At 67.6% G+C, this 21,139-nt stretch carries 22 protein-coding genes; 15 read left to right on the top strand and 7 right to left on the bottom strand.

The genetic code is table 11. The features are described from left to right. The first annotated feature begins 199 nt into the window (after nucleotides 1–199). The 3 genes from JMF86_RS03105 (at nucleotide 200) to JMF86_RS03095 (ending at nucleotide 3,604) form a co-directional block, all read left to right on the top strand. Entirely contained in the window at nucleotides 200–709 is a 510-nt protein-coding gene (locus tag JMF86_RS03105; protein WP_034174623.1) for an NUDIX hydrolase, read from the top strand. Next, nucleotides 706–1,866, top strand: coding sequence for a tRNA 2-thiouridine(34) synthase MnmA (mnmA, locus tag JMF86_RS03100; protein ID WP_125380837.1), 1,161 nt, complete (start codon nucleotides 706–708; stop codon nucleotides 1,864–1,866). Before JMF86_RS03105 ends, mnmA begins: the two co-directional genes overlap by 4 nt. Before the next feature lie 118 nt (nucleotides 1,867–1,984). Beyond that, complete coding sequence (locus JMF86_RS03095; protein WP_125380838.1) at nucleotides 1,985–3,604, top strand: FMN-binding glutamate synthase family protein; 1,620 nt, start codon at nucleotides 1,985–1,987, stop codon at nucleotides 3,602–3,604. A 108-nt stretch (nucleotides 3,605–3,712) separates the two neighbouring features. Here JMF86_RS03095 and JMF86_RS03090 read toward each other — a convergent pair whose 3' ends face one another. Continuing rightward, on the bottom strand, nucleotides 3,713–4,327 hold the full coding sequence (locus JMF86_RS03090) for a glutathione S-transferase family protein (protein ID WP_027813221.1): 615 nt from the start codon (nucleotides 4,325–4,327) through the stop codon (nucleotides 3,713–3,715). 187 nt (nucleotides 4,328–4,514) lie between these two features. Between JMF86_RS03090 and JMF86_RS03085 the strand changes: the two genes are divergently transcribed. The 10 genes from JMF86_RS03085 to JMF86_RS03040 all read left to right on the top strand — a co-directional run bounded on the left by JMF86_RS03085 (nucleotide 4,515) and on the right by JMF86_RS03040 (nucleotide 15,087). Further along, on the top strand, nucleotides 4,515–5,900 hold the full coding sequence (locus tag JMF86_RS03085; RefSeq protein WP_125380839.1) for an aminopeptidase P N-terminal domain-containing protein: 1,386 nt from the start codon (nucleotides 4,515–4,517) through the stop codon (nucleotides 5,898–5,900). Nucleotides 5,901–5,937: 37 nt separating this feature from the next. Beyond that, nucleotides 5,938–7,125: a UbiH/UbiF/VisC/COQ6 family ubiquinone biosynthesis hydroxylase gene (locus JMF86_RS03080; RefSeq protein WP_078040665.1), complete on the top strand. Its 1,188-nt coding sequence runs from the start codon at nucleotides 5,938–5,940 to the stop codon at nucleotides 7,123–7,125. 137 nt (nucleotides 7,126–7,262) lie between these two features. Beyond that, nucleotides 7,263–8,330 (top strand): tRNA dihydrouridine synthase DusB, encoded by a 1,068-nt coding sequence (gene dusB, locus JMF86_RS03075; RefSeq protein ID WP_006476891.1) that lies wholly within the window; start codon nucleotides 7,263–7,265, stop codon nucleotides 8,328–8,330. After that, on the top strand, nucleotides 8,327–8,560 hold the full coding sequence (locus JMF86_RS03070; RefSeq protein ID WP_006476892.1) for a Fis family transcriptional regulator: 234 nt from the start codon (nucleotides 8,327–8,329) through the stop codon (nucleotides 8,558–8,560). Before dusB ends, JMF86_RS03070 begins: the two co-directional genes overlap by 4 nt. A gap of 44 nt (nucleotides 8,561–8,604) precedes the next feature. Continuing rightward, nucleotides 8,605–10,170 carry a bifunctional phosphoribosylaminoimidazolecarboxamide formyltransferase/IMP cyclohydrolase gene (purH, locus tag JMF86_RS03065; protein ID WP_125380840.1) on the top strand — a complete coding sequence of 522 codons (1,566 nt, stop codon included), beginning with the start codon at nucleotides 8,605–8,607 and terminating at the stop codon, nucleotides 10,168–10,170. A gap of 155 nt (nucleotides 10,171–10,325) precedes the next feature. After that, nucleotides 10,326–10,868 carry a crossover junction endodeoxyribonuclease RuvC gene (ruvC, locus tag JMF86_RS03060; protein ID WP_006476894.1) on the top strand — a complete coding sequence of 181 codons (543 nt, stop codon included), beginning with the start codon at nucleotides 10,326–10,328 and terminating at the stop codon, nucleotides 10,866–10,868. A gap of 198 nt (nucleotides 10,869–11,066) precedes the next feature. Beyond that, complete coding sequence (ruvA, locus tag JMF86_RS03055; RefSeq protein ID WP_021162490.1) at nucleotides 11,067–11,648, top strand: Holliday junction branch migration protein RuvA; 582 nt, start codon at nucleotides 11,067–11,069, stop codon at nucleotides 11,646–11,648. Between the two features lie 108 nt (nucleotides 11,649–11,756). Beyond that, on the top strand, nucleotides 11,757–12,827 hold the full coding sequence (ruvB, locus tag JMF86_RS03050; RefSeq protein ID WP_078040663.1) for a Holliday junction branch migration DNA helicase RuvB: 1,071 nt from the start codon (nucleotides 11,757–11,759) through the stop codon (nucleotides 12,825–12,827). Nucleotides 12,828–12,851: 24 nt separating this feature from the next. Continuing rightward, on the top strand, nucleotides 12,852–13,805 hold the full coding sequence (locus tag JMF86_RS03045; protein WP_078040662.1) for an oxygenase MpaB family protein: 954 nt from the start codon (nucleotides 12,852–12,854) through the stop codon (nucleotides 13,803–13,805). Nucleotides 13,806–13,959: 154 nt separating this feature from the next. Beyond that, a complete protein-coding gene (locus JMF86_RS03040; protein ID WP_125380841.1) occupies nucleotides 13,960–15,087 on the top strand; it encodes a ParB/Srx family N-terminal domain-containing protein in 1,128 nt (375 codons plus the stop codon). Nucleotides 15,088–15,152: 65 nt separating this feature from the next. Here JMF86_RS03040 and JMF86_RS03035 read toward each other — a convergent pair whose 3' ends face one another. The 3 genes from JMF86_RS03035 to tyrS are packed head-to-tail and all read right to left on the bottom strand — an operon-like array spanning nucleotide 15,153 to nucleotide 17,538. Next, on the bottom strand, nucleotides 15,153–15,818 hold the full coding sequence (locus tag JMF86_RS03035; protein ID WP_011544596.1) for a histidine phosphatase family protein: 666 nt from the start codon (nucleotides 15,816–15,818) through the stop codon (nucleotides 15,153–15,155). A gap of 23 nt (nucleotides 15,819–15,841) precedes the next feature. Then, complete coding sequence (gene dtd, locus JMF86_RS03030) at nucleotides 15,842–16,300, bottom strand: D-aminoacyl-tRNA deacylase (protein ID WP_011544595.1); 459 nt, start codon at nucleotides 16,298–16,300, stop codon at nucleotides 15,842–15,844. Further along, a complete protein-coding gene (gene tyrS, locus JMF86_RS03025) occupies nucleotides 16,297–17,538 on the bottom strand; it encodes a tyrosine--tRNA ligase (protein WP_078040660.1) in 1,242 nt (413 codons plus the stop codon). The genes dtd and tyrS overlap by 4 nt, the downstream gene beginning before the upstream one ends. Before the next feature lie 142 nt (nucleotides 17,539–17,680). Here tyrS and JMF86_RS03020 point away from each other — a divergent pair, with 142 nt between their 5' ends. Then, entirely contained in the window at nucleotides 17,681–18,829 is a 1,149-nt protein-coding gene (locus JMF86_RS03020) for an anhydro-N-acetylmuramic acid kinase (RefSeq protein ID WP_078040659.1), read from the top strand. 107 nt (nucleotides 18,830–18,936) lie between these two features. Here JMF86_RS03020 and erpA read toward each other — a convergent pair whose 3' ends face one another. From erpA to rplM, 3 genes are all read right to left on the bottom strand, one after another. Next, on the bottom strand, nucleotides 18,937–19,308 hold the full coding sequence (gene erpA / locus JMF86_RS03015; protein ID WP_006476903.1) for an iron-sulfur cluster insertion protein ErpA: 372 nt from the start codon (nucleotides 19,306–19,308) through the stop codon (nucleotides 18,937–18,939). Between the two features lie 228 nt (nucleotides 19,309–19,536). Continuing rightward, nucleotides 19,537–19,929, bottom strand: a complete 393-nt coding sequence (gene rpsI, locus JMF86_RS03010) for a 30S ribosomal protein S9 (RefSeq protein ID WP_006476904.1) — start codon at nucleotides 19,927–19,929, stop codon at nucleotides 19,537–19,539. Between the two features lie 10 nt (nucleotides 19,930–19,939). Then, nucleotides 19,940–20,368, bottom strand: a complete 429-nt coding sequence (gene rplM, locus JMF86_RS03005; protein ID WP_009687896.1) for a 50S ribosomal protein L13 — start codon at nucleotides 20,366–20,368, stop codon at nucleotides 19,940–19,942. 311 nt (nucleotides 20,369–20,679) lie between these two features. On the opposite strand from rplM, the gene JMF86_RS03000 reads away from it, so the two are divergent. After that, nucleotides 20,680–20,985 (top strand): DUF1090 family protein, encoded by a 306-nt coding sequence (locus JMF86_RS03000; protein ID WP_027813213.1) that lies wholly within the window; start codon nucleotides 20,680–20,682, stop codon nucleotides 20,983–20,985. The last annotated feature ends 154 nt before the right edge of the window (nucleotides 20,986–21,139 follow it).

Raw genomic sequence — 21,139 nt, 5'->3', positions numbered from 1 at the left:
GGCTCACGAGCAACGGCTTTCACGCTGCACTTTAACCGAAAGCGATGCCCCCGCCAGCACTTTCCGCACGACCGTGCTCGAATGCGACATCCGTTTGGTCCGTGCCGTCGCGCCGCGCCCGGACGGATGAACTCCGGGGGTCGGATTCGTCTAACCAGACGGCCGGCAGCGTTCGGGCGCAACCGGTAAAATGCCGACCATGAAACCCGAACTCTGGACCCCGCATGTGACGGTCGCCGCGCTCGTCGAGCGCGCCGGCCGCTTTCTCGTGATCGAGGAAGAAACCTCGACGGGCCTGCGCATCAACCAGCCGGCCGGTCATCTGGAAGCCGGCGAAACGCTGGCCGACGCCGTGATCCGCGAAACGCTCGAGGAAACCGCGCACCCGTTCACGCCCGACGCACTCGTCGGCGTCTATCTCGCGCACTACGAGCGCCCCGGCAGCGCCGGTGCGACCTACCTGCGCTTCACGTTCTGCGGCACGGCCGGCGAACCGGTCGCGGGCCACGTGCTCGACGATGGCATCGTGCGCACGCTGTGGATGACGGCCGACGAGCTGCGCGCCTGCAGCGAGCGCCATCGTTCGCCCGCGGTGATGCGCTGCGTCGACGACTATCTCGCCGGGCGGCGCGTTCCGCTCGATTTCGTGCACACGCATTCGGTCGCCCCGCGCCCCGAGGCATTCGAACGTCAGGCGGTCAGCAAATGAGCAAGCGCCGTGTAGTGGTGGGCATGTCGGGCGGCGTCGATTCGTCGGTGACCGCGTGGCTGCTGAAGGAACAGGGCTACGACGTGGTCGGCCTGTTCATGAAGAACTGGGAAGACGACGACGACGGCGAGTACTGCTCGACGCGCCAGGACTGGATCGACGTCGTGTCGGTGGCCGACCTGATCGGCATCGACGTGGAAGCCGTCAACTTCGCCGCGGAATACAAGGACCGCGTATTCGCCGAGTTCCTGCGCGAATACTCGGCCGGCCGCACGCCGAACCCCGACGTGCTGTGCAACGCCGAGATCAAGTTCAAGGCGTTCCTCGACCACGCGATGTCGCTCGACGCGGAAATGATCGCGACCGGCCACTATGCGCGCGTGCGCGAACGCGACGGGCGTTTCGAACTGCTGAAGGCCTTCGATCATACGAAAGACCAGTCGTACTTCCTGCACCGGCTGAACCAGGCGCAACTGTCGAAGACGATGTTCCCGCTCGGCGAGATCCCGAAGACGAAGGTGCGCGAGATCGCCGCGCAGATCGGGCTGCCGAACGCGAAGAAGAAGGATTCGACCGGCATCTGCTTCATCGGCGAACGGCCGTTCCGCGATTTCCTGAACCGCTATCTTCCGACCAAACCCGGCCCGATGAAGACGCCCGACGGCAAGGTGGTCGGCGAGCACATCGGCCTCGCGTTCTACACGTTCGGCCAGCGCAAGGGCATCGGCCTCGGCGGCAGCAAGAGCGGCAGCGGCGAGCCGTGGTTCGTCGCCGCGAAGGACATCGCGTCGAACACGCTGTACGTCGTGCAGGGCCACGATCATCCGTGGCTGCTGTCGCGCGAGCTCATCGCCGGCAACGTGAGCTGGGTCGCCGGCGAGCCGCCGGCGGACGGCTTCGCGTGCGGTGCGAAGACGCGCTACCGGCAGGCCGATGCGGCGTGCGTGTTCGGCGCGGCGGCTGCCGGCCCGGCAGGCGAAGCGCGCTTCTCGCTCGCGTTCGACGACGCGCAATGGGCCGTCACGCCCGGCCAGTCGGCCGTGCTGTACGACGGCGAGATCTGCCTCGGCGGCGGCATCATCGAATCCGCGGCCACCGGCCAGCCCGGTCAGGCCACGTCGGCGGGCCACGCGCCGGCGCTCGCCGAAGCACGCTGACATCCATTCGGTTTAGACTTGCGGCACGTCGCGCCCGGCGGAACACGATTCCGCCGCGGCCGGCGCGCCGCCGCGCAGCGTACGCATGGCGGTATTTCAAGATTCTTACGGAGTCCCCATGCTTTCAAGACGCTACCTCGCGATGTGGTGTGCTGTCCTGCTGCTCATCGCCGCGGCCGCACTCGCGTCGATCCACGTGCTTTCGTGGCTGTGGATCATCCTCCCCATCGCCCTCGTCGCGCTCGGCCTGTACGACCTGAACCAGGACCGCCACGCGATCCTGCGGAACTACCCGCTCTGGGGCCACTTCCGCTTCCTGTTCGAATTCATCCGACCTGAAATCCGCCAATACTTCGTCGAGGACGACACCGACGAGAAGCCGTTCTCGCGTGCGCAGCGCAGCCTCGTCTACCAGCGCGCGAAGAACGTCGCCGACAACCGCCCGTACGGCACCGAGCTGAACGTGAAGGCCGTCGCGCACGAATGGATCAGCCATTCGCTCGCGCCGACGAAGCTGCCGAACCACGATTTCCGCATCCGCGTCGGCGCGACGCGCGCGCAACCGTACGACATTTCGATCTTCAACATCTCGGCGATGAGCTTCGGCTCGCTGTCCGCGAACGCGATCCGCTCGCTGAACCTCGGCGCGAAGAAAGGCGGCTTCGCGCACGACACCGGCGAAGGCTCGCTGTCGAAGTACCACCGCGAGAACGGCGGCGACATCATCTGGGAAATCGCGTCCGGCTACTTCGGCTGCCGCAACGACGACGGCACATTCAACCCCGACAAGTTCGCGAAACAGGCCGCCGATCCGCAGGTCAAGATGATCGAGGTGAAGCTGTCGCAGGGCGCGAAGCCCGGCCACGGCGGCGTGCTGCCGGCCGCGAAGATCACGCCGGAAATCGCCGAGACGCGCGGCGTGCCGATGGGCAAGGACTGCATCTCGCCCGCGACGCACTCGGAATTCTCGACGCCGCGCGGGCTGCTCGAATTCGTCGAGCGGCTGCGCACGCTGTCCGGCGGCAAGCCGACCGGCTTCAAGCTGTGCATCGGCCATCCGTGGGAATTCTTCGGGATCGCGAAAGCGATGCTCGAGACGGGCATCGTGCCCGACTTCATCGTCGTCGACGGCGCGGAAGGCGGCACCGGCGCGGCACCGCTCGAATTCACCGACCACGTCGGCGTGCCGCTGCAGGAGGGGCTGCTGCTCGTGCACAACACGCTCGTCGGCATCGGCGTGCGCGATCGCGTGAAGCTCGGCGCCAGCGGCAAGATCATCACGGCGTTCGACATCGCGCGCACGCTCGCGATCGGCGCGGACTGGGTGAATTCGGCGCGCGGCTTCATGTTCGCGGTCGGCTGCATCCAGGCGCAGCACTGCCACACCGACCGCTGCCCGACCGGCGTCGCGACGCAGGACCCGGTGCGCCAGCGTGCGCTCGTCGTGCCCGACAAGGCCGAGCGCGTGTACAACTTCCATCGCAATACGCTGCATGCGCTGCAGGAACTCGTGCAGGCGGCCGGCCTCGCCCATCCGTCCGAGCTGCGGGCGCATCACATCGTGCAGCGGGTCGCGCCGCACGAGGTGCGGCTGATGTCGCAACTGCTGAAGTACCTGAAACCCGGTGCGCTGCTCGACGGCCAGACCTGCGGCTTCTCGCTGTACGACAAGTGGTGGCCGATCGCCCGCAGCGACTCGTTCACGCTCGGCGAAGCGGTGTACGCGTCGATCGACTGATGCAGGCGGCCGCCCCGCTCCGGCGGCGGGCGGCCTGCGCCGCAAAAAGAAAAGCGCCCCGCGGGGCGCTTTTCTTTCGTCTGCCGAATGCGTGAGGACCGGGCCGGCTCAGCTCTGCGGCGGCAGCGTATCGGCGAAGGATTGCCGCTGCAGCAGCTTCACGAAGTGCTTGTCCAGGTTCGGGTGGCGATCGCGCCAGTTGAGCTCGGGCATCCGGAAGTCGAGGTAGCCGAGCGCGCAGCCGAGTGCGATGTCGGCGAGCGTGTAATGATTGCCGACGCACCACGCCTTGCCGCCGAGGCCCTGCGACATCGCGACGAGCGCGTCGTCGATCTTGCGTTGCTGACGCGCGATCCAGCTCGCGCTGCGCTGCGCTTCGTCGCGCATCGTGTGTTCGAGACGGATCGCGACGGCTGCGTCGAGCACGCCGTCGCCCAATGCCTCCCAGCAACGCACTTCGACGCGCTCGCGGCCCGACGGCGGAATCAGCTTGCCGACCGGCGACAGCGTATCGACGTATTCGCAAATCACGCGGGAATCGAACACCGCGGCACCATCCTCCATCACGAGGCACGGGACCTTGCCGAGCGGATTCGATGCATGAATATCCGTCTCCGGCGCCCACACGTCCTCGAGCTCCAGCTTGTAGTCGATCTTCTTTTCAGCAAGCACGATCCGCGCCTTTCGGACGTACGGGCTGCTGAGCGAACCGATTAATTTCATCATCTGCCTTTTCAAGGGAACTGCCGAGAGTATACGTTGTCGTCGATCATAACCGGCCGGTGCAGCCGGGTAGAAAATCGCCCGTCCGGCCTGTGGATGGTTTGCAACAGCCGCCGCGCGGGCCTTGGCCGGTGCGGCTTCGGGCCCTGCTCTCACGCACCGCGTCGCGCGGCGCTACAATCGCACGATGAATGCGCCCCTCGATACCGCCATCGCCGTCGACGTCTACCGCCAGCGCCGTGAACGCGTGCTTGCCGCACTGCGTGCCGCGGGCGGCGGCGTCGCCATCGTCCCCACCGCGCCGGAAATGCTGCGCAACCGCGATACGGCCTACCCGTACCGGTTCGACAGCTACTTCCATTACCTGACGGGCTTCACCGAGCCGGACGCCGTGCTCGTGCTGAACGCGGCCGCGCCGCACGGCGCGCCGGAATCGATCCTGTTCTGCCGCGCCAAGAACGTCGACCGCGAGATCTGGGAAGGCTTTCACTACGGCCCCGACGCCGCGCGCGACGCGTTCGGCTTCGACGCGGCCTTCGCGACCGACGTGATCGACACCGAGATGCCGCGCCTGCTCGCCGATGCGGGCACCGTGCACTACCGGTTCGGCGCATCGGCCGACTTCGAGCGCCAGCTCGCCGGCTGGATCGACGCGGTGCGCGCACAGGCACGCGCGGGCGTCGCCGCACCGGACGCGCTGCTCGACCTCACGCCGCTGCTCGACGACATGCGGCTCGTGAAGGACGAACACGAACTCGCGATCATGATGCGCGCCGCGCACATCTCCGCGCTCGCGCACCGCCGCGCGATGCAGGTGTGCCGCCCGGGCATCCGCGAATACGAACTCGAGGCCGAACTGCTGTACCTGTTCCGCAAGCACGGCGCGCAGGCACCCGCGTACGGCTCGATCGTCGCGGCCGGCGCGAATGCGTGCGTGCTGCACTATCCGGCCGGCAACGCGGCCGCGCGGGACGGCGACCTGATCCTGATCGACGCCGCGTGCGAACTCGACGGCTATGCGTCGGACATCACGCGCACGTTCCCGGCCAACGGCCGCTTCTCGCCCGCGCAGCGCACGCTGTACGACATCGTGCTCGCCGCGCAGCAGGCCGCGATCGACGCGACACGCGCGGGCGTGCCGTTCGAGGCGCCGCACGACGCGGCCGTACGCGTGCTCGCGCAGGGGCTGCTCGACACCGGCATCATCCCGAAAACGCGCTTCTCGAACGTCGACGACGTGATCGCCGAGCGCGCGTACACGCGCTTCTACATGCACCGCACCGGCCACTGGCTCGGGATGGACGTGCACGACTGCGGCGACTACCGCGAGCGGCTCGCCGCGCGCGACGCCAACGGCGCGCTGCCGTGGCGCACGCTGAAACCCGGCATGACGCTCACCGTCGAGCCCGGCCTGTACGTGCGCGCGGCCGACGACGTGCCGCCCGAGTACTGGAACATCGGCATCCGCATCGAGGACGATGCGATCGTACGCGAGCACGGCTGCGAGCTGATCACGCGCGGCGTGCCGGTCGCGGCCGACGAGATCGAGGCGCTGATGCGCGCGGACGCATGACCGGCCGCCGACCGTTACCTCCGTTTCACGAATCAAGATGACGACCGCTTCCTCCCCGGCCACGCCGGATTACGATCTCGCCATCGTCGGCGCCGGCCCCGTCGGGCTCGCGCTCGCCGGCTGGCTCGCGCGCCGCAGCGCGACGCGGCACGCATCGATCGCGCTGATCGATGCGCGCGAACCGGCCGCGAGCGCGAACGACCCGCGCGCGATCGCCGTATCGCACGGCAGCCGCGTGCTGCTCGACACGCTCGCGTGGCCTGCCGACGCCACGCCGATCGAACATATCCACGTATCGCAGCGCGGCCATTTCGGCCGCACGCTGATCGACCGCGACGAACACGCGCTCGCCGCGCTCGGCTACGTCGTGCGCTACGGCTCGATCGTGCAGGCGCTCGCGGGCGCCGTGCGCGGCACGCGGGTCGACTGGCTCACGTCGACCACCGCGCACACGCCGCAGCAGGATGCCGACGGCGTCACGCTGACGCTCGACGGCCCGCAAGGCGGGCGCACGCTGCGCGCGCGCATCGTCATCAATGCCGAAGGCGGGCTGTTCCATGAACAGCAGGCCGACGCGGGCAAACATCGCCGCGACTACGGGCAGACCGCGCTCGTCGGCACGGTCACGGTATCGGCGCCGCGCCCGAACGTCGCGTGGGAACGCTTCACGCACGAAGGCCCGCTCGCGCTGCTGCCGCTCGGCGGGCCGCGCCAGGCCGACTACTCGCTCGTCTGGTGCTGTACGCCCGACGAAGCGGCGCGACGTGCCGCGCTGCCCGACGACGCGTTCCTGCGCGAGCTCGGCAGCGTGTTCGGCGAGCGCATGGGCGAATTCGTCGCGATCACCGGGCGCGCGTCGTTCCCGCTCGGCCTGAACGCGGCGCAGACGCTCGTCAGCGGCCGCATCGCGATCGTCGGCAATGCCGCGCAGACGCTGCACCCGGTTGCGGGGCAGGGGCTCAACCTCGGGCTGCGCGACGCGCACACGCTCGTCGACACGCTGTCCGCGCAAGGCTTCGAAGCGACCGCGCTCGCGACCTTCAACGCGCGCCGCGCGCTCGACCGGCGCCTCACGATCGGCGCGACCGACACGCTCGCGCGCCTGTTTACGATCGACGCGGGCCTGCTTCCGCTGCTGCGCGGCGCGGCGCTCACCGCGCTCGAATTCGTGCCGCCGCTTAAAAAGGTGATCGCGCGCCAGATGATGTTCGGCCAGCGCAACTGACACGCGGCGCACCGCACGGCCTCTTCGGGCAAACCAGGCAAACCGGGTCAAATCGGCGGGGCGTGGGAATACGGTAAAATGCCCGTTTTCCGTCTTCCCTTCCCCTGCCCGCGCTTGTCGTGGGCGGTGCCATTGCGATGCCCGTTATCGGCCCTCACGTATTGCGTAACAACCTGTTCGTCGCCCCGATGGCCGGGGTGACGGATCGTCCGTTCCGCCAGCTGTGCAAGCGGCTGGGGGCCGGTTACGCCGTGTCCGAGATGGTCGCGTCCAACGCGCAGCTGTGGAAGAGCGCGAAGACGATGCGGCGCGCGAACCACGAAGGCGAAGTCGAGCCGATCGCGGTGCAGATCGCCGGCGCCGATCCGGCGATGATGGCCGAAGCGGCCCGCTACAACGTCGACAACGGCGCGCAGATCATCGACATCAACATGGGCTGCCCGGCGAAGAAGGTCTGCAACGTCGCGGCCGGCTCCGCGCTGCTGCAGAACGAGCCGCTCGTGCAGCGGATCGTCGAGGCGGTCGTCGCGGCGGTCGGCACGGGGCCCGATGCGGTGCCCGTCACGCTGAAGATCCGCACCGGCTGGGACCGCGAGCACAAGAACGCGATCACGGTCGCGCGCCTGGCCGAAGCGGCCGGCATCTCGATGCTCACCGTGCATGGCCGCACGCGCGCCGACCTCTACCGCGGCGACGCCGAGTACGACACCATCGCGGCCGTGAAGGCGGCCGTGCGGATTCCGGTCGTCGCGAACGGCGACATTACGTCGCCCGCCAAGGCGAAGGCCGTGCTCGATGCAACCGGCGCCGACGCGCTGATGATCGGTCGTGCCGCGCAAGGCCGGCCGTGGCTGTTCCGCGAAATCGATCATTTCCTGCAAACCGGCGAGCTGCTGCCCCCGCCGCGGATCGACGAGATCCAGCACGTGATGAACGAACACCTGGAAGACCACTACGCTTTCTATGGCGAATTCACCGGTGTGCGTACTGCGCGCAAGCACATCGGCTGGTACACTCGCGGCCTTTCCGGTGCCAACGGGTTCCGGCACCGAATGAACACGCTCGATTCCACCCGCGAGCAGCTCGCCGCCGTCAATGCTTTCTTCGAAGCGCAAAAGGCGCTGTCGGACCACCTCGTCTACGTCGATGACGAAGCGGAGAACAGCCAGGGCGAGTCGGACGACCATAACCAGTTAGCAGCATGAGCAAGCACAACATCGAACAATGTGTCCGCGAGAGCCTGGACGTTTATTTCCGGGATCTAGACGGCTCCAATCCGCACGACGTCTATGAAATGGTGATGTCCTGCGTCGAAAAGCCGATGCTCGAGGTCGTGCTCGTACAGGCCGGCGGCAACCAGTCGCTCGCCGCCGAGTACCTCGGCATCAATCGCAATACGCTGCGCAAGAAGCTGCAGCAGCACGGCCTGCTGTAGGCGGCCGTCCCGTCCCCGTTTCCCTGGCTATTGGTGGTTCCATCATGATCAAGCAAGCGCTCATTTCCGTTTCCGACAAGACCGGCATCGTCGACTTCGCGAAGTCGCTGTCCGACCTCGGCGTCATGCTGCTGTCGACGGGCGGCACCGCGAAACTCCTCGCCGACGCCGGCCTGCCCGTGACCGAAGTGGCCGATTACACGGGCTTCCCGGAAATGCTCGATGGGCGCGTGAAGACGCTCCACCCGAAGGTGCACGGCGGCATCCTCGCCCGCCGCGACCTGCCCGAGCACATGCAGGCGCTGGAACAGCACGGCATCCCGACGATCGACCTGCTCGTCGTGAACCTGTATCCGTTCGTCGCGACGATCGCGAAGGACGACTGCACGCTCGCCGACGCGATCGAGAACATCGACATCGGCGGCCCGACGATGCTGCGCTCGGCCGCGAAGAACCACCGCGACGTGACGGTCGTCGTCGATCCGGCCGACTACGCGGTCGTGCTCGATGAAATGAAGGCGAACGGCAACACGGTCGGCTACCCGACCAACTTCCGCCTCGCGACGAAGGTGTTCGCGCACACCGCGCAATACGACGGCGCGATCACGAACTACCTGACGAGCCTGACCGACGAGCTGAAGCACGCATCGCGCAGCACGTACCCGGCCACGCTGAACCTGGCATTCGACAAGGTGCAGGACCTGCGCTACGGCGAGAACCCGCACCAGAGCGCGGCGTTCTACCGCGACCTCGCGACGCCGGCCGGCGCGCTGGCGAACTACCGCCAGCTGCAGGGCAAGGAACTGTCGTACAACAACATCGCGGATTCGGACGCGGCGTGGGAGTGCGTGAAGACGTTCGACGCGCCGGCCTGCGTGATCATCAAGCATGCGAACCCGTGTGGCGTCGCGGTGGGCAACGACTCGGCCGACGCATATGCGAAGGCGTTCCAGACCGACCCGACCTCCGCATTCGGCGGCATCATCGCGTTCAACCGCGAAGTCGACGAAGCGGCCGCGCAGGCGGTGGCGAAGCAATTCGTCGAAGTGCTGATCGCCCCGTCGTTCTCCGACGCCGCGAAGCAGGTGTTCGCCGCGAAGCAGAACGTGCGCCTGCTCGAGATTGCACTGGGTGACGGCCACAACGCATTCGACCTGAAGCGCGTCGGCGGCGGCCTGCTCGTGCAATCGCTCGATTCGCGCAACGTGCAGCCGAGCGAGCTGCGCGTCGTCACGAAGCGCCAGCCGACCGCGAAGGAAATGGACGACCTGCTGTTCGCGTGGCGCGTCGCGAAATACGTGAAGTCGAACGCGATCGTGTTCTGCGGCAACGGCATGACGCTCGGCGTCGGCGCCGGCCAGATGAGCCGCGTCGATTCCGCGCGCATCGCGAGCATCAAGGCGCAGAACGCGGGCCTGACGCTGGCCGGCTCGGCCGTCGCGTCGGATGCGTTCTTCCCGTTCCGCGATGGCCTCGACGTCGTCGTGGCGGCCGGCGCGACCTGCGTGATCCAGCCGGGCGGCTCGATGCGCGACGACGAAGTGATCGCGGCGGCCGACGAGCACGGTATCGCGATGGTCCTGACGGGCGTGCGTCACTTCCGTCACTGATCGCAGCATGCGGCCCGCGCGGCCGCTGCACGGGAACCCGGCGGCATCACCCCCGCCGGGTTTTTTTATTGCGCGGCGCCTTCGCGCACGACCGGGCGACCGGCTTGCCGCACCATTCGTTGTAGTATCGCTGCATCACGCCACTCTCCTCACTCATGCGAATTCTCGGCATCGACCCCGGCCTGCGCGTCACCGGCTTCGGCGTCATCGACGTCAGCGGCCACCGGCTCGCCTATGTCACGAGCGGCGTGATCCGCACACCGACGGCCGATCTGGCCACCCGGCTCGGCACGATCTTCCAGGGCGTCTCGACGATCGTGCGCGAACACGCGCCCGACCAGGCCGCGATCGAAAAGGTGTTCGTCAACGTGAACCCGCAGTCGACGCTGCTGCTCGGCCAGGCGCGCGGCGCCGCGATCTGCGGCCTCGTCGCGGGCGGGCTGCCGGTCGCTGAATACACGGCCCTGCAGCTCAAGCAGGCCGTGGTCGGCTACGGCCGTGCAACCAAGACGCAGATGCAGGAAATGGTCACGCGGCTGCTCAACCTGTCCGGCCAGCCGGGCTCCGACGCAGCCGACGCGCTCGGCATGGCGATCTGCCACGCGCACGGCGGCAACACGCTCAGCACGCTGGGCGGCCTGGCGCCGGCGCTCGCGCAGAAAGGGCTGCGCGTGCGGCGCGGCAGGTTGGTCGGCTGACGCTGCCGCGCATCGCGGCCCGTGGCCCGACGCGTCGGCTCCACTGCGTGGGCCGCCTGGACCGGGTTGGCCGCTTGCCCGCTTTACCCTCACCCGACATACCCGCGACACGCGCCGCTTCGGCCTGACGGCCGCGCCCATCGGCATTGCGCCGCGCGTGCGCTACACTCGCGCTTTCTTCCTCGCATCCCGTCCTCCATGATCGGTCGCATCGCCGGCATCCTGCTCGAAAAGAACCCGCCTCATCTGCTCGTCGACTGCAACGGCGTCGGCTACGAAATCGACGTGCCGATGAGCACCTTCTACAACCTGCCGCAAACGGGCGAGCGTGTCGTGCTGCTCACGCAGCAGATCGTCCGCGAGGACGCGCACCTGCTGTACGGCTTCCTGACGCCGCAGGAGCGCACGACCTTCCGCGAGCTGCTGAAGATCACCGGCATCGGCGCGCGCATGGCGCTCGCCGTGCTGTCCGGCATGAGCGTGCAGGAGCTCGCGCAGGCCGTGACGATGCAGGACGCCGCCCGCCTCACGCGCCTGCCCGGCATCGGCAAGAAGACCGCCGAGCGCCTGCTGCTCGAACTGAAGGGCAAGCTCGGCGCCGACCTCGGCGCGCTCGCCGGCGCCGCGTCGCCGTCCGACCACGCGACCGACATCCTCAACGCGCTGCTCGCGCTCGGCTACTCCGAAAAGGAAGGCCTCGCCGCGATCAAGAACGTGCCGGCCGGCACCGGCGTGTCCGAAGGCATCAAGCTCGCGCTGAAGGCGCTGTCAAAGGCGTAACGCACGTTCGATCCGGCCGTCGAAGCCAGTGTCGCGCCGCCGCGCGGCGCTCGCCAGTCGGCCGTTCGGCCAGGTGGTCCCGCCTGCGCCGCGCGGTACAATGGCCGCATGATTGAAACCGACAAACTCGCCACCGAGCAGCGGATCATCGCCGCCACGCCCGCCTCGTCGCACGAGGAGGTGTTCGAACGTGCGTTGCGGCCGCGCCAGCTCGACGACTACGTCGGCCAGGAAAAGGTGCGCGGCCAGCTCGAGATCTTCATCGAAGCCGCGAAGCGCCGCTCCGAGCCGCTCGATCACGTGCTGCTGTTCGGGCCGCCGGGTCTCGGCAAGACGACGCTCGCACACATCATCGCGCGCGAGATGGGCGTGAACCTGCGTCAGACGTCGGGCCCCGTGCTCGAGCGCGCGGGCGATCTCGCCGCGCTGCTGACGAACCTCGAAGCGAACGACGTGCTGTTCATCGACGAGATCCACCGGCTGTCGCCGGTCGTCGAGGAAATCCTGTATCCGGCGCTCGAGGATTACCAGATCGACATCATGATCGGCGAAGGCCCGGCCGCGCGCAGCGTGAAGCTCGACCTGCAGCCGTTCACGCTGGTCGGCGCAACCACCCGCGCGGGGATGCTGACCAACCCGCTGCGCGATCGTTTCGGGATCGTCGCGCGCCTCGAGTTCTACGACGCCGAACAACTGTCGCGCATCGTGCGCCGCTCGGCGTCGCTGCTGAATGCGCAGATCGATCCGAACGGCGCGCTGGAAATCGCGAAGCGCGCGCGCGGCACGCCGCGGATCGCGAACCGGCTGCTGCGCCGCGTGCGCGACTTCGCGGAAGTGAAGGCCGACGGCCAGATCACCGCGGCCGTTGCCGACGCCGCGCTCGCGATGCTCGACGTCGATCCGGTCGGCTTCGACCTGATGGACCGCAAGCTGCTCGAAGCGATCCTGTACAAGTTCGACGGCGGCCCGGTCGGCATCGACAACCTCGCGGCGGCGATCGGCGAGGAGCGCGACACGATCGAGGACGTGCTCGAACCGTACCTGATCCAGCAGGGCTTCCTGCAGCGCACGCCGCGCGGGCGCGTCGCGACGCTGCTCACGTATCGCCACTTCGGGCTGTCGGTGCCCGATGCGCGCCGCACCGAACGCGACGAGTGGGATACCCCCGACGGCGAGTAATCCGCCACCCGAGCCGCACCCGCCATGACGACGCCGCCCAGCCGCCACCCCACCGCACCCGCGCCGGGCCCGCGCTGGGCCGAGCCGATCCGCAAGCGGCTCGTGGCCGGCATCACGCACCTGACGGCCGGCGGTGGCGGTCCATCGATCGATCTCTCTTCACCGCCTGGCGACCCAGGGCTGTTCGGCCCCGACGCCGTCTGCTGGCGCGTGCATGCCGATTTCACGTCGATGATGACGGGCGGCATCGCCGCGCTGCTGCTGCAGGCGCTCCACCCGCTCGCGCTCGCGGGTGTCTGGGATCATTCGTCGTTCCGCACCGACATCTTCGGCCGCTTGCGGCGCACCGCCACGTTCATCACGGGAACGACGTTCGGCAGCCGCGCGGACGCGCTCGCGCTGATCGAACGCGTGAAAGCGATCCATGCGCACGTCTCGGGCAGCGCGCCGGACGGACGGCCGTACCGCGCCGACGATCCCGCGTTGCTCACCTGGGTGCACGTCGCGGAAGTGTCGAGCTTCCTCGCCGCGCATCTGCGTTACGTGAATCCGGCGCTGTCGGGCGAGTTGCAGGACCGCTATTACACGGAAACGGCACTGATCGCCGAACTGCTCGGCGCGCACGAGGTGCCGCGTTCGCGCGCCGAGGTAGCGGCCTATCTCGCGCGCATGCTGCCCGAGCTCGAAGCCGGGCCGCGTACCTTCGACGTGATGTCCATCCTGCTGAACGTGCCCGTCGCGAGGCCCGCGCTGCGGCCTGCCGCGTCGCTGGTGATGCATGCCGGGATCGACCTGCTGCCGCCGTGGGCGCAGCGCATGCTCGGCGTGTCGACGTTCGCGCCGTTGCGGCGCGCGGTGGTCCGGCCGGGCATCCGCGCGGTCGCCCCCGTGCTACGCTGGGCGCTCGTCAACGGCGCGTCGAAGCGTGCGCGCCGCCGCGCGACGGCTGCCCCGTCCGACGGCACTCCGCCTGCCTGACGATCCGTTTCCTCGGATCATTTCAATTTACTGTCAAATACCTGTGACAAGCTGACGGGCTCGCACCCGCGCAGGGTCGCACGTCCTGGCCGTCATGCATGCCCGTGGCCCGCGCGAAGTCCCGCCCATCCGATACCGACGCCCGATGCCCGCGATGTCACGCCTGCCGATCCGTTTCGCCCTTGCCGCCAGCCTGTCCACCGTCGTCGCCCTCGCCGCGTGCGGAGGCGATGATGTCACCGCCGTTGCGCGCACGGACGCGCAACCGCCGTCCGGCGGCACGACGACGACGCCGGCCCCGACGCCGCCCGCCACCACCCCGCCGCAACCGGGCAAATGGAAAGCCGCGCGCGCCGGCGACCTGATCGACGTGACGCTCGGCGATCTCCATCCGACGCAGGGTGCGATCGGCTACGACCAGATCTACTACAAGCTCGGCCGCTACGAACTGCAGCCCGACAAGAAGTTCGACGACTTCTGCGCGGACGAAGGCCTCGGCGGCGTCGCATCGAGCGGCTACACGGCCCGATCGTCGCTGCGCGAACCGGCCAGCTACACGTGCGCGACGACCGACGCGAACGCCCGCGACCGCTCGGTGCTGAACCCCGTCGTGATCGGCCCGAACGGCGATGCGCTGTACCTGACCGACGGCCACCACGGCCTGTCGACCTATTACGAGACGCCCGACGGCGGCCCGGCGCTGCATGTGCACGTCGTCGTCAAGGACAACCTCAGCGACTACTCGGGCGACGCGTTCTGGCAGCAGATGCAAAGCCGCGGCTATCTCCGCCTGAAGAACGGCGAAGGCCAGCCGATCACGACCGCGCAACTGCCGAGCGGCCTCGGCCTGAAACTCGGGATGACGAACGACCGCTACCGCTCGCTCGTCTATTTCACGCGCGACATCGGCTACAGCAAGCCCGCACAAGCGACCGACTACCTCGAGTTCTACTGGGCCGACTGGCTGCGCGCGCAGCCTGGCACGTTCGCGCTGGCGAACTATGACCTCACGCGCGGCGGCACGACCGATCCCGACCCGGCGAAGGCCGACACGGGCTACCTGAATGCGGTCTGGAATGCGTCGACGCGGATGGTCGCGGCCACCGACCCCGTGATCGACGGCAAGACGGGCGTCGACCTCGGGCGCGCCGATGCGATCAACAGCGGGAAGAAATACAGCAAGGGGGAATTCGACAAGCTGCGCCAGCCGATCACGGCCGACAAGCCCGGCAAGATCGCGTACGCGCTCGACTACAAGACGCGCCACGCGCTGCCGCAGTAAGCGTAAGCGTCACGCAGTAAGAAGGCGAACCCCGGGGCCGGCCATGCCGCACGGGGCTGGCGTGCTCAGAGTACCTTGCGGTACCCGTCGTCATCGTCGCTCGCGGCTTCGAGATGCGACACGTCGGCCCACCGCACGACTTGCGCGCGGCCATCGACGTAATCGACGACATTGATGCTGGTGTTGAGCAGCTGATAGGTACGCGGCGCCGACAGCTCGATCCCGTTCGCGAAGCGATACACGCAATCGAGCACGCCGCCGTGCGCGACGCACGCGATCCGGCCGCCCGGATGCGCGGCGACGATCGGTTCGAGCGCATGCAGCACGCGGTGATAGAACTCACGCTGCGACTCGCCACCCTCCGGCGCGAAGCCCGGGTCGCGTGTCTGCCACGCCGCATACGCGTCCGGAAACAGCGCCTCGATCTCGGTGCTGTCGTGCCCCTGGAACGCGCCGTACGAGCGTTCGCGTAACCCTTCGCGCAGCAGCAGCGGCAACCCGAGCGCATCGGCGAACGGTTGGGCGGTCTGTTGTGCGCGCATCAGGTCGCTCGAATACACCGCGTCGATCCGCGCGCCATCACGTGCCTCCCGCGCGAGCCGCGCCGCCAGCCGCTGCGCCTGCGCGAGCCCCGTGTCGGCCAACGGGATGTCGATATGCCCCTGGATGCGCTTGATGCGGTTCCAGGCCGTCTCGCCATGGCGGATGAAAAGAATCTGCGTGGTGGCCATCGCGGCGCGCCTCCGGGAAAGAATCAGGGCCGCACTTGCAGCCAGAACGTCACGGGGCCGTCGTTGACGAGCGACACCTGCATGTCGGCGCCGAACTCGCCCGTCTCGACGATCGGGTGCCGCGCCCGCGCGGCCGCGACGAAATAGTCGAACAACCGCGCGCCTTCGTCGGGCGGCGCGGCCGGCGTGAAGCTCGGACGCAGCCCGCTGTTGGTATCGGCCGCCAGCGTGAACTGCGACACGAGCAGCAGGCCGCCCGCGCGGCCTTCGCCGTCGATGTTCGATACCGGCAGGTTCATCTTGCCGGCTGCGTCGCTGAACACGCGGTAGCCGAGCAGCTTCGCGAGCAGCTTGTCGGCCGCGGCCTCGGTATCGCCGCGCTCCGCGCAGACCAGCGCGAGCAGGCCCGCGCCGATCTCGCCCGTCGTGCGGCCGCCGACGCGCACGTCGGCACGCGTCACGCGCTGGATCAGCGCGATCATGCGGTCAGCGTGACGCGCGCGAAGCGGCGCTTGCCGACCTGCACGACGAACTCGCCGGCCTCGACCTTCAGGCCCTTGTCCGACACGGTCGCGCCGTCGATCTTCACGCCGCCCTGCTCGATGTTGCGCAGCGCTTCGCTAGTCGACGGCACGAGGCCGGCCTGCTTCAGCAACTGACCAATCGCCAGCGGCGCACCGGCCAGCGTGACCGACGGAATGTCGTCCGGCACGCCGCCCTTCGCGCGGTGGTTGAAGTCGTCGAGCGCGCGCTCGGCGTCGGCCTGCGAGTGGAATCGCGCGACGATTTCCTGCGCGAGCAGCACCTTGAAGTCGCGCGGATTGCGGCCGCCCTCGGCCTCGCGCTTGAAGCCGGCGATTTCATCGAGGCTGCGGAACGACAGCAGCTCGAAGTAACGCCACATCAGCGTGTCCGAGATGCTCATCAGCTTGCCGAACATGTCGGTCGGCTTCTCGCTGATGCCGACGTAGTTGCCCTTCGACTTCGACATCTTCTCGACGCCGTCGAGGCCTTCGAGCAGCGGCATCGTCAGGATGCACTGCTGTTCCTGGCCGTACTGCTTCTGCAGTTCGCGGCCGACCAGCAGGTTGAACTTCTGGTCGGTGCCACCGAGTTCGAGATCGGCGTTCAGCGCGACCGAATCGTAGCCCTGCATCAACGGGTACAGGAATTCGTGGATCGAGATCGGCACGCCGCCCTGGAAGCGCTTCGTGAAATCCTCGCGCTCGAGAATCCGCGCGACCGTGTAGCGCGACGCGAGCTTGATCATCCCGTCCGCGCCGAGCGGCATCGACCATTCGCTGTTGTAGCGGATCTCGGTCTTGTCGCGATCGAGCACGAGCGCGGCCTGCTCGAAGTAGGTCTTCGCGTTCGATTCGATCTGCTCGCGCGTGAGCGGCGGGCGGGTCGCGTTGCGGCCCGACGGATCGCCGATCAGCGACGTGAAATCGCCGATCAGGAAGATCACCGTATGGCCGAGATCCTGCAACTGGCGCATCTTGTTCAGCACGACCGTATGGCCGATGTGGATGTCCGGTGCGGTCGGATCGAGGCCGAGCTTGATGCGCAGCGGCGTGCCGGTGGCTGCGCTGCGCGCGAGCTTCTGCGCGAACTCTTCCTCGATCAGCAGCTCGTCGACGCCGCGCTTCGTGACGGCGAGCGCATGCCGGACTTCGTCGGTGATCGGGAAAACGGGCTTGGAACTGGGTTCGGTGCTCATCGGTGCCAGGAAGAATGTCGCAAAAACAGGGATTTTCCCATAACTTGCGCGCGCATCGCTTAACGACGCGTCACGTTGCGCGGATAATCGGGCGCAAGGCGCGCGGCACCGGCCCGCGCCGCACGATCCAGGAGAACCCAACGTGCCGCAACGACAGCCGCAGCCTGCCCATCCGGCAGACGGCATCTATTTCGGGCTGATGTCGGGAACCAGCATGGACGGCGTCGACGGCGTCGCCGTGCGTTTCAAGGCCGGCCGCGCGCCGGTCGTGCTCGCGGAAGCGTTCGTCGGCTTCGCGCAATCGCTGCGCGACGCGTTGTTCGCGCTGCAGCAGCCCGGCGACAACGAGATCGACCGCGAATCGCTCGCCGCGAATGCGCTCGTCGCGCGCTATGCGGTGTGCTGCCATGAATTGCAGCGCACGGCCGGGCTGTCGCGCGACGAGATCCGCGCGATCGGCGTGCACGGCCAGACGGTGCGCCATCGCCCCGAGCGCGGCTATACGCGCCAGCTCAACAATCCGGCGCTGCTCGCGGAGCTGACGCAGGTCGACGTGATCGCCGATTTCCGCAGCCGCGACGTGGCCGCCGGCGGTCACGGCGCGCCGCTCGCGCCCGCGTTCCATGCGACGGTGTTCGGCGCGCCGGGCGAAACGCGGGTCGTCTGCAATCTCGGCGGGATCAGCAACATCACGATCCTGCCTGGCGCGGACGGCGACGTGCGCGGCTTCGACTGCGGCCCCGCGAACGCGCTGATCGATGCCTGGGCGACCCGCCACCTCGGCAAGCCGTACGACGACGGCGGGAAGTTCGCCGCACGCGGCACCGTACAGGCATCGCTGCTCGACGCCCTGCTCGACGAACCGTATTTCACCGCGCCGCCGCCAAAGAGCACCGGACGCGATCTGTTCAATCCCGCATGGCTCGACGCCAAGCTCGCCGCGTTCCCGCAAGTTGCACCGGAGGACGTGCAGGCCACGCTCACCGCGCTCACCGCCGTATCGGTGGCGCGCGAAATCGCGCAGCACGCACCGGGCTGCAAGGCCGTGTTCGTCTGCGGCGGCGGCGCACGCAATCCGGTACTGCTCGACGCGCTCCGGCACGCGCTGCGCGAGGCCGGCGTGCCGGCCGCGGTCGACACCACGGCCGCACTCGGCGTGCCGCCGCAGCAGGTCGAAGCGCTCGCGTTCGCGTGGCTCGCGTACCGCTTCACCGCGCGCCAGCCCGGCAATCTCGCGACGGTCACCGGCGCAGCCGGCAACCGCGTGCTCGGCGCGCTCTATCCGCGCTGACGCGATATCCGCCGCGCGGTAAGCGCCACAGGGCGAGCGCGCATAAAAAAACGGGGCATGAAGCCCCGTTTTTCATTCCGGCGAACCGGCGCGGATCTGCCGTGCGCTCAGACCGAGAACGACGAACCGCACCCGCAGGTGGTGGTCGCGTTCGGGTTCTTGATCACGAACTGGGCGCCGTTGAGGTCGTCCTTGTAGTCGATCTCGGCGCCGACCAGGTACTGGTAGCTCATCGAGTCGATCAGGAGCTGGACGCCGTTCTTGTTCATCACGGTGTCGTCCTCGTTGACTTCCTCGTCGAACGTGAAGCCATACTGGAAGCCCGAGCAGCCGCCACCCTGCACGAACACGCGCAGCTTCAGGTCGGGATTGCCCTCTTCGTCGATCAGTTGCTTGACCTTGTCGGCTGCGGCGTCGGTGAAGACGAACGGCAGCGGCATATCGGTCGTCGTTGCTGCGGTTTCGGTAACAGCGTTCATTCGAACTCTCCAAAAAGCTTTAGCCGCTATTGTAGGGCCGATCAGAAGATCGTGCTGATGTCCATGAAATCAATAGGTTCTTGTCGATTTCATCAAACGCGCCCGCGCGGGCGGCGGCCGCAGCGGCCCGGGTGCGGGTAGTCAGCGGGCATAAAAAAACCGCCAGCGTGAAAGCTGGCGGTTTTTTCGGCGGACGCCGCTCGAAAGCGGCGAGGCCATGAAGCGGAATTAACGCTTCGAGAACTGCTTTGCGCGGCGTGCCTTGCGCAGACCGACCTTCTTACGCTCGACTTCACGCGCATCGCGCGTGACGAAGCCTGCGCTCGACAGCGACGGCTTCAGCGTCGCATCGTAGTCGATCAGTGCACGGGTGATGCCGTGGCGCACTGCGCCTGCCTGACCCGTTTCGCCGCCGCCGTTGACGTTCACCTTGATGTCGAACGTCTGGCCGTGGTTCGTGAGTTCCAGCGGTTGACGCACGATCATCAGCGACGTTTCGCGCGAGAAGTAGTCAGCGATGGGCTTGCCGTTGACGATGATGTCGCCCTTGCCAGCCTTGATGAAGACACGTGCGACTGCGCTCTTGCGGCGGCCCGTACCGTAGTTCCAGTTACCGATCATGTGGGTCCCCTTAGATCTCGAGCGCCTTCGGCTGTTGAGCCGAGTGCGGATGCGTCGCTTCTGCGTAGACCTTCAGCTTCTTGATCATCGCGTAGCCGAGCGGGCCCTTCGGCAGCATGCCCTTGACCGCCTTCTCGAGCGCGCGGCCCGGGAAGCGCTCTTGCATCTTGCCGAACGTCGTTTCATAGATACCGCCCGGGTAGCCCGAGTGACGGTAGTACTTCTTGTCCAGCGTCTTGTTGCCCGTGACCTTCAACTTGCTCGCGTTGATGATGATGATGAAATCACCAGTGTCGACGTGCGGGGTGAACTCAGGCTTGTGCTTGCCGCGCAGACGGCGTGCCACTTCGCTGGCAACACGGCCGAGAACCTTATCCGTCGCGTCAATCACGTACCATTCGCGCGTCACCTCATGGGCTTTTGCGGAAAACGTCTTCATGATCGATCCAAAAAAATTGCTTTGCCCGATGTGTTCTTCCTGCTTGTCTGTGTGCGCTTCGAGGCGCGGTGCAGGCTCTCCCTGTTCTTTTTCCGTGGGCATGAATGCGGAAAAGCCCTGAATTATAAAGGAAATACGGCTACGTGGTCAAAGAGAATCCACGTCCCGTGTTCGCGGCGGCCGAAATGCGCCAAAATCCGGTCGTGCCCCACCAAGCCAGGCGAACCGAGCGCCTGGGGAGGCACCCATCGACGCGCGGCACATGACCTTGCCGCGCCAGACCGGTCGAACCCGAAAAACAACAAACCAGCATGATGAAACAACGACTTACGCCCTTTCTGGCGGCCGCGCTGCTGGCCGTCGCGGCGCCCGCCGTCGCCGCCCGCTCCGGCTGCGAAGCCAAGCTCGACGCACTCGATGCACGCATCGCCGAAGCCCGGACCGCCCATGCCGAAGACCGCATCGCGCGCCTGCGCGCGGTGCGCGAACGCGTCCGTCACTTCTGCGCACGCGGCCACGGCCACGCGTCGGCCGCCCGTGCGCCGGCGCCCGATGCCGACTCGCGCGGCACGCCGCCCGACGCGACTTCGCAACCGGCTGCGCGACAGCCCGCGTGACGGTGCCGACGCGCGCAAGCCGCGCGCGGATGTTTGCATGGGACGAAAAAAAGCCCGAACGGCTGGTTCGGGCTTAATCCACCTTAGGAGGAGGGTGGAGGAGACATGCGGAGGTTGCCGCAGCGCGGCAACCAATGAGGATCATTATACGAAT

The organism is Burkholderia sp. E168m15 (genome assembly GCF_016586105.1).
Lineage (GTDB): Bacteria > Pseudomonadota > Gammaproteobacteria > Burkholderiales > Burkholderiaceae > Burkholderia > Burkholderia orbicola.
Note: the sequence above shows the minus strand (reverse complement) of the source record. Positions and strands in the feature narration are given on the sequence as shown.

Bases quoted from the DNA above. Each gene is read 5' to 3' on its own strand.
- JMF86_RS03105 (WP_034174623.1), top strand. From the start codon at position 200: ATGAAACCCGAACTCTGGACCCCGCATGTGACGGTCGCCGCGCTCGTC.
- mnmA (WP_125380837.1), top strand. From the start codon at position 706: ATGAGCAAGCGCCGTGTAGTGGTGGGCATGTCGGGCGGCGTCGATTCG.
- JMF86_RS03095 (WP_125380838.1), top strand. From the start codon at position 1,985: ATGCTTTCAAGACGCTACCTCGCGATGTGGTGTGCTGTCCTGCTGCTC.
- JMF86_RS03090 (WP_027813221.1), bottom strand. From the start codon at position 4,327: ATGAAATTAATCGGTTCGCTCAGCAGCCCGTACGTCCGAAAGGCGCGG.
- JMF86_RS03085 (WP_125380839.1), top strand. From the start codon at position 4,515: ATGAATGCGCCCCTCGATACCGCCATCGCCGTCGACGTCTACCGCCAG.
- JMF86_RS03080 (WP_078040665.1), top strand. From the start codon at position 5,938: ATGACGACCGCTTCCTCCCCGGCCACGCCGGATTACGATCTCGCCATC.
- dusB (WP_006476891.1), top strand. From the start codon at position 7,263: ATGCCCGTTATCGGCCCTCACGTATTGCGTAACAACCTGTTCGTCGCC.
- JMF86_RS03070 (WP_006476892.1), top strand. From the start codon at position 8,327: ATGAGCAAGCACAACATCGAACAATGTGTCCGCGAGAGCCTGGACGTT.
- purH (WP_125380840.1), top strand. From the start codon at position 8,605: ATGATCAAGCAAGCGCTCATTTCCGTTTCCGACAAGACCGGCATCGTC.
- ruvC (WP_006476894.1), top strand. From the start codon at position 10,326: ATGCGAATTCTCGGCATCGACCCCGGCCTGCGCGTCACCGGCTTCGGC.
- ruvA (WP_021162490.1), top strand. From the start codon at position 11,067: ATGATCGGTCGCATCGCCGGCATCCTGCTCGAAAAGAACCCGCCTCAT.
- ruvB (WP_078040663.1), top strand. From the start codon at position 11,757: ATGATTGAAACCGACAAACTCGCCACCGAGCAGCGGATCATCGCCGCC.
- JMF86_RS03045 (WP_078040662.1), top strand. From the start codon at position 12,852: ATGACGACGCCGCCCAGCCGCCACCCCACCGCACCCGCGCCGGGCCCG.
- JMF86_RS03040 (WP_125380841.1), top strand. From the start codon at position 13,960: ATGTCACGCCTGCCGATCCGTTTCGCCCTTGCCGCCAGCCTGTCCACC.
- JMF86_RS03035 (WP_011544596.1), bottom strand. From the start codon at position 15,818: ATGGCCACCACGCAGATTCTTTTCATCCGCCATGGCGAGACGGCCTGG.
- dtd (WP_011544595.1), bottom strand. From the start codon at position 16,300: ATGATCGCGCTGATCCAGCGCGTGACGCGTGCCGACGTGCGCGTCGGC.
- tyrS (WP_078040660.1), bottom strand. From the start codon at position 17,538: ATGAGCACCGAACCCAGTTCCAAGCCCGTTTTCCCGATCACCGACGAA.
- erpA (WP_006476903.1), bottom strand. From the start codon at position 19,308: ATGAACGCTGTTACCGAAACCGCAGCAACGACGACCGATATGCCGCTG.
- rpsI (WP_006476904.1), bottom strand. From the start codon at position 19,929: ATGATCGGTAACTGGAACTACGGTACGGGCCGCCGCAAGAGCGCAGTC.
- rplM (WP_009687896.1), bottom strand. From the start codon at position 20,368: ATGAAGACGTTTTCCGCAAAAGCCCATGAGGTGACGCGCGAATGGTAC.
- JMF86_RS03000 (WP_027813213.1), top strand. From the start codon at position 20,680: ATGATGAAACAACGACTTACGCCCTTTCTGGCGGCCGCGCTGCTGGCC.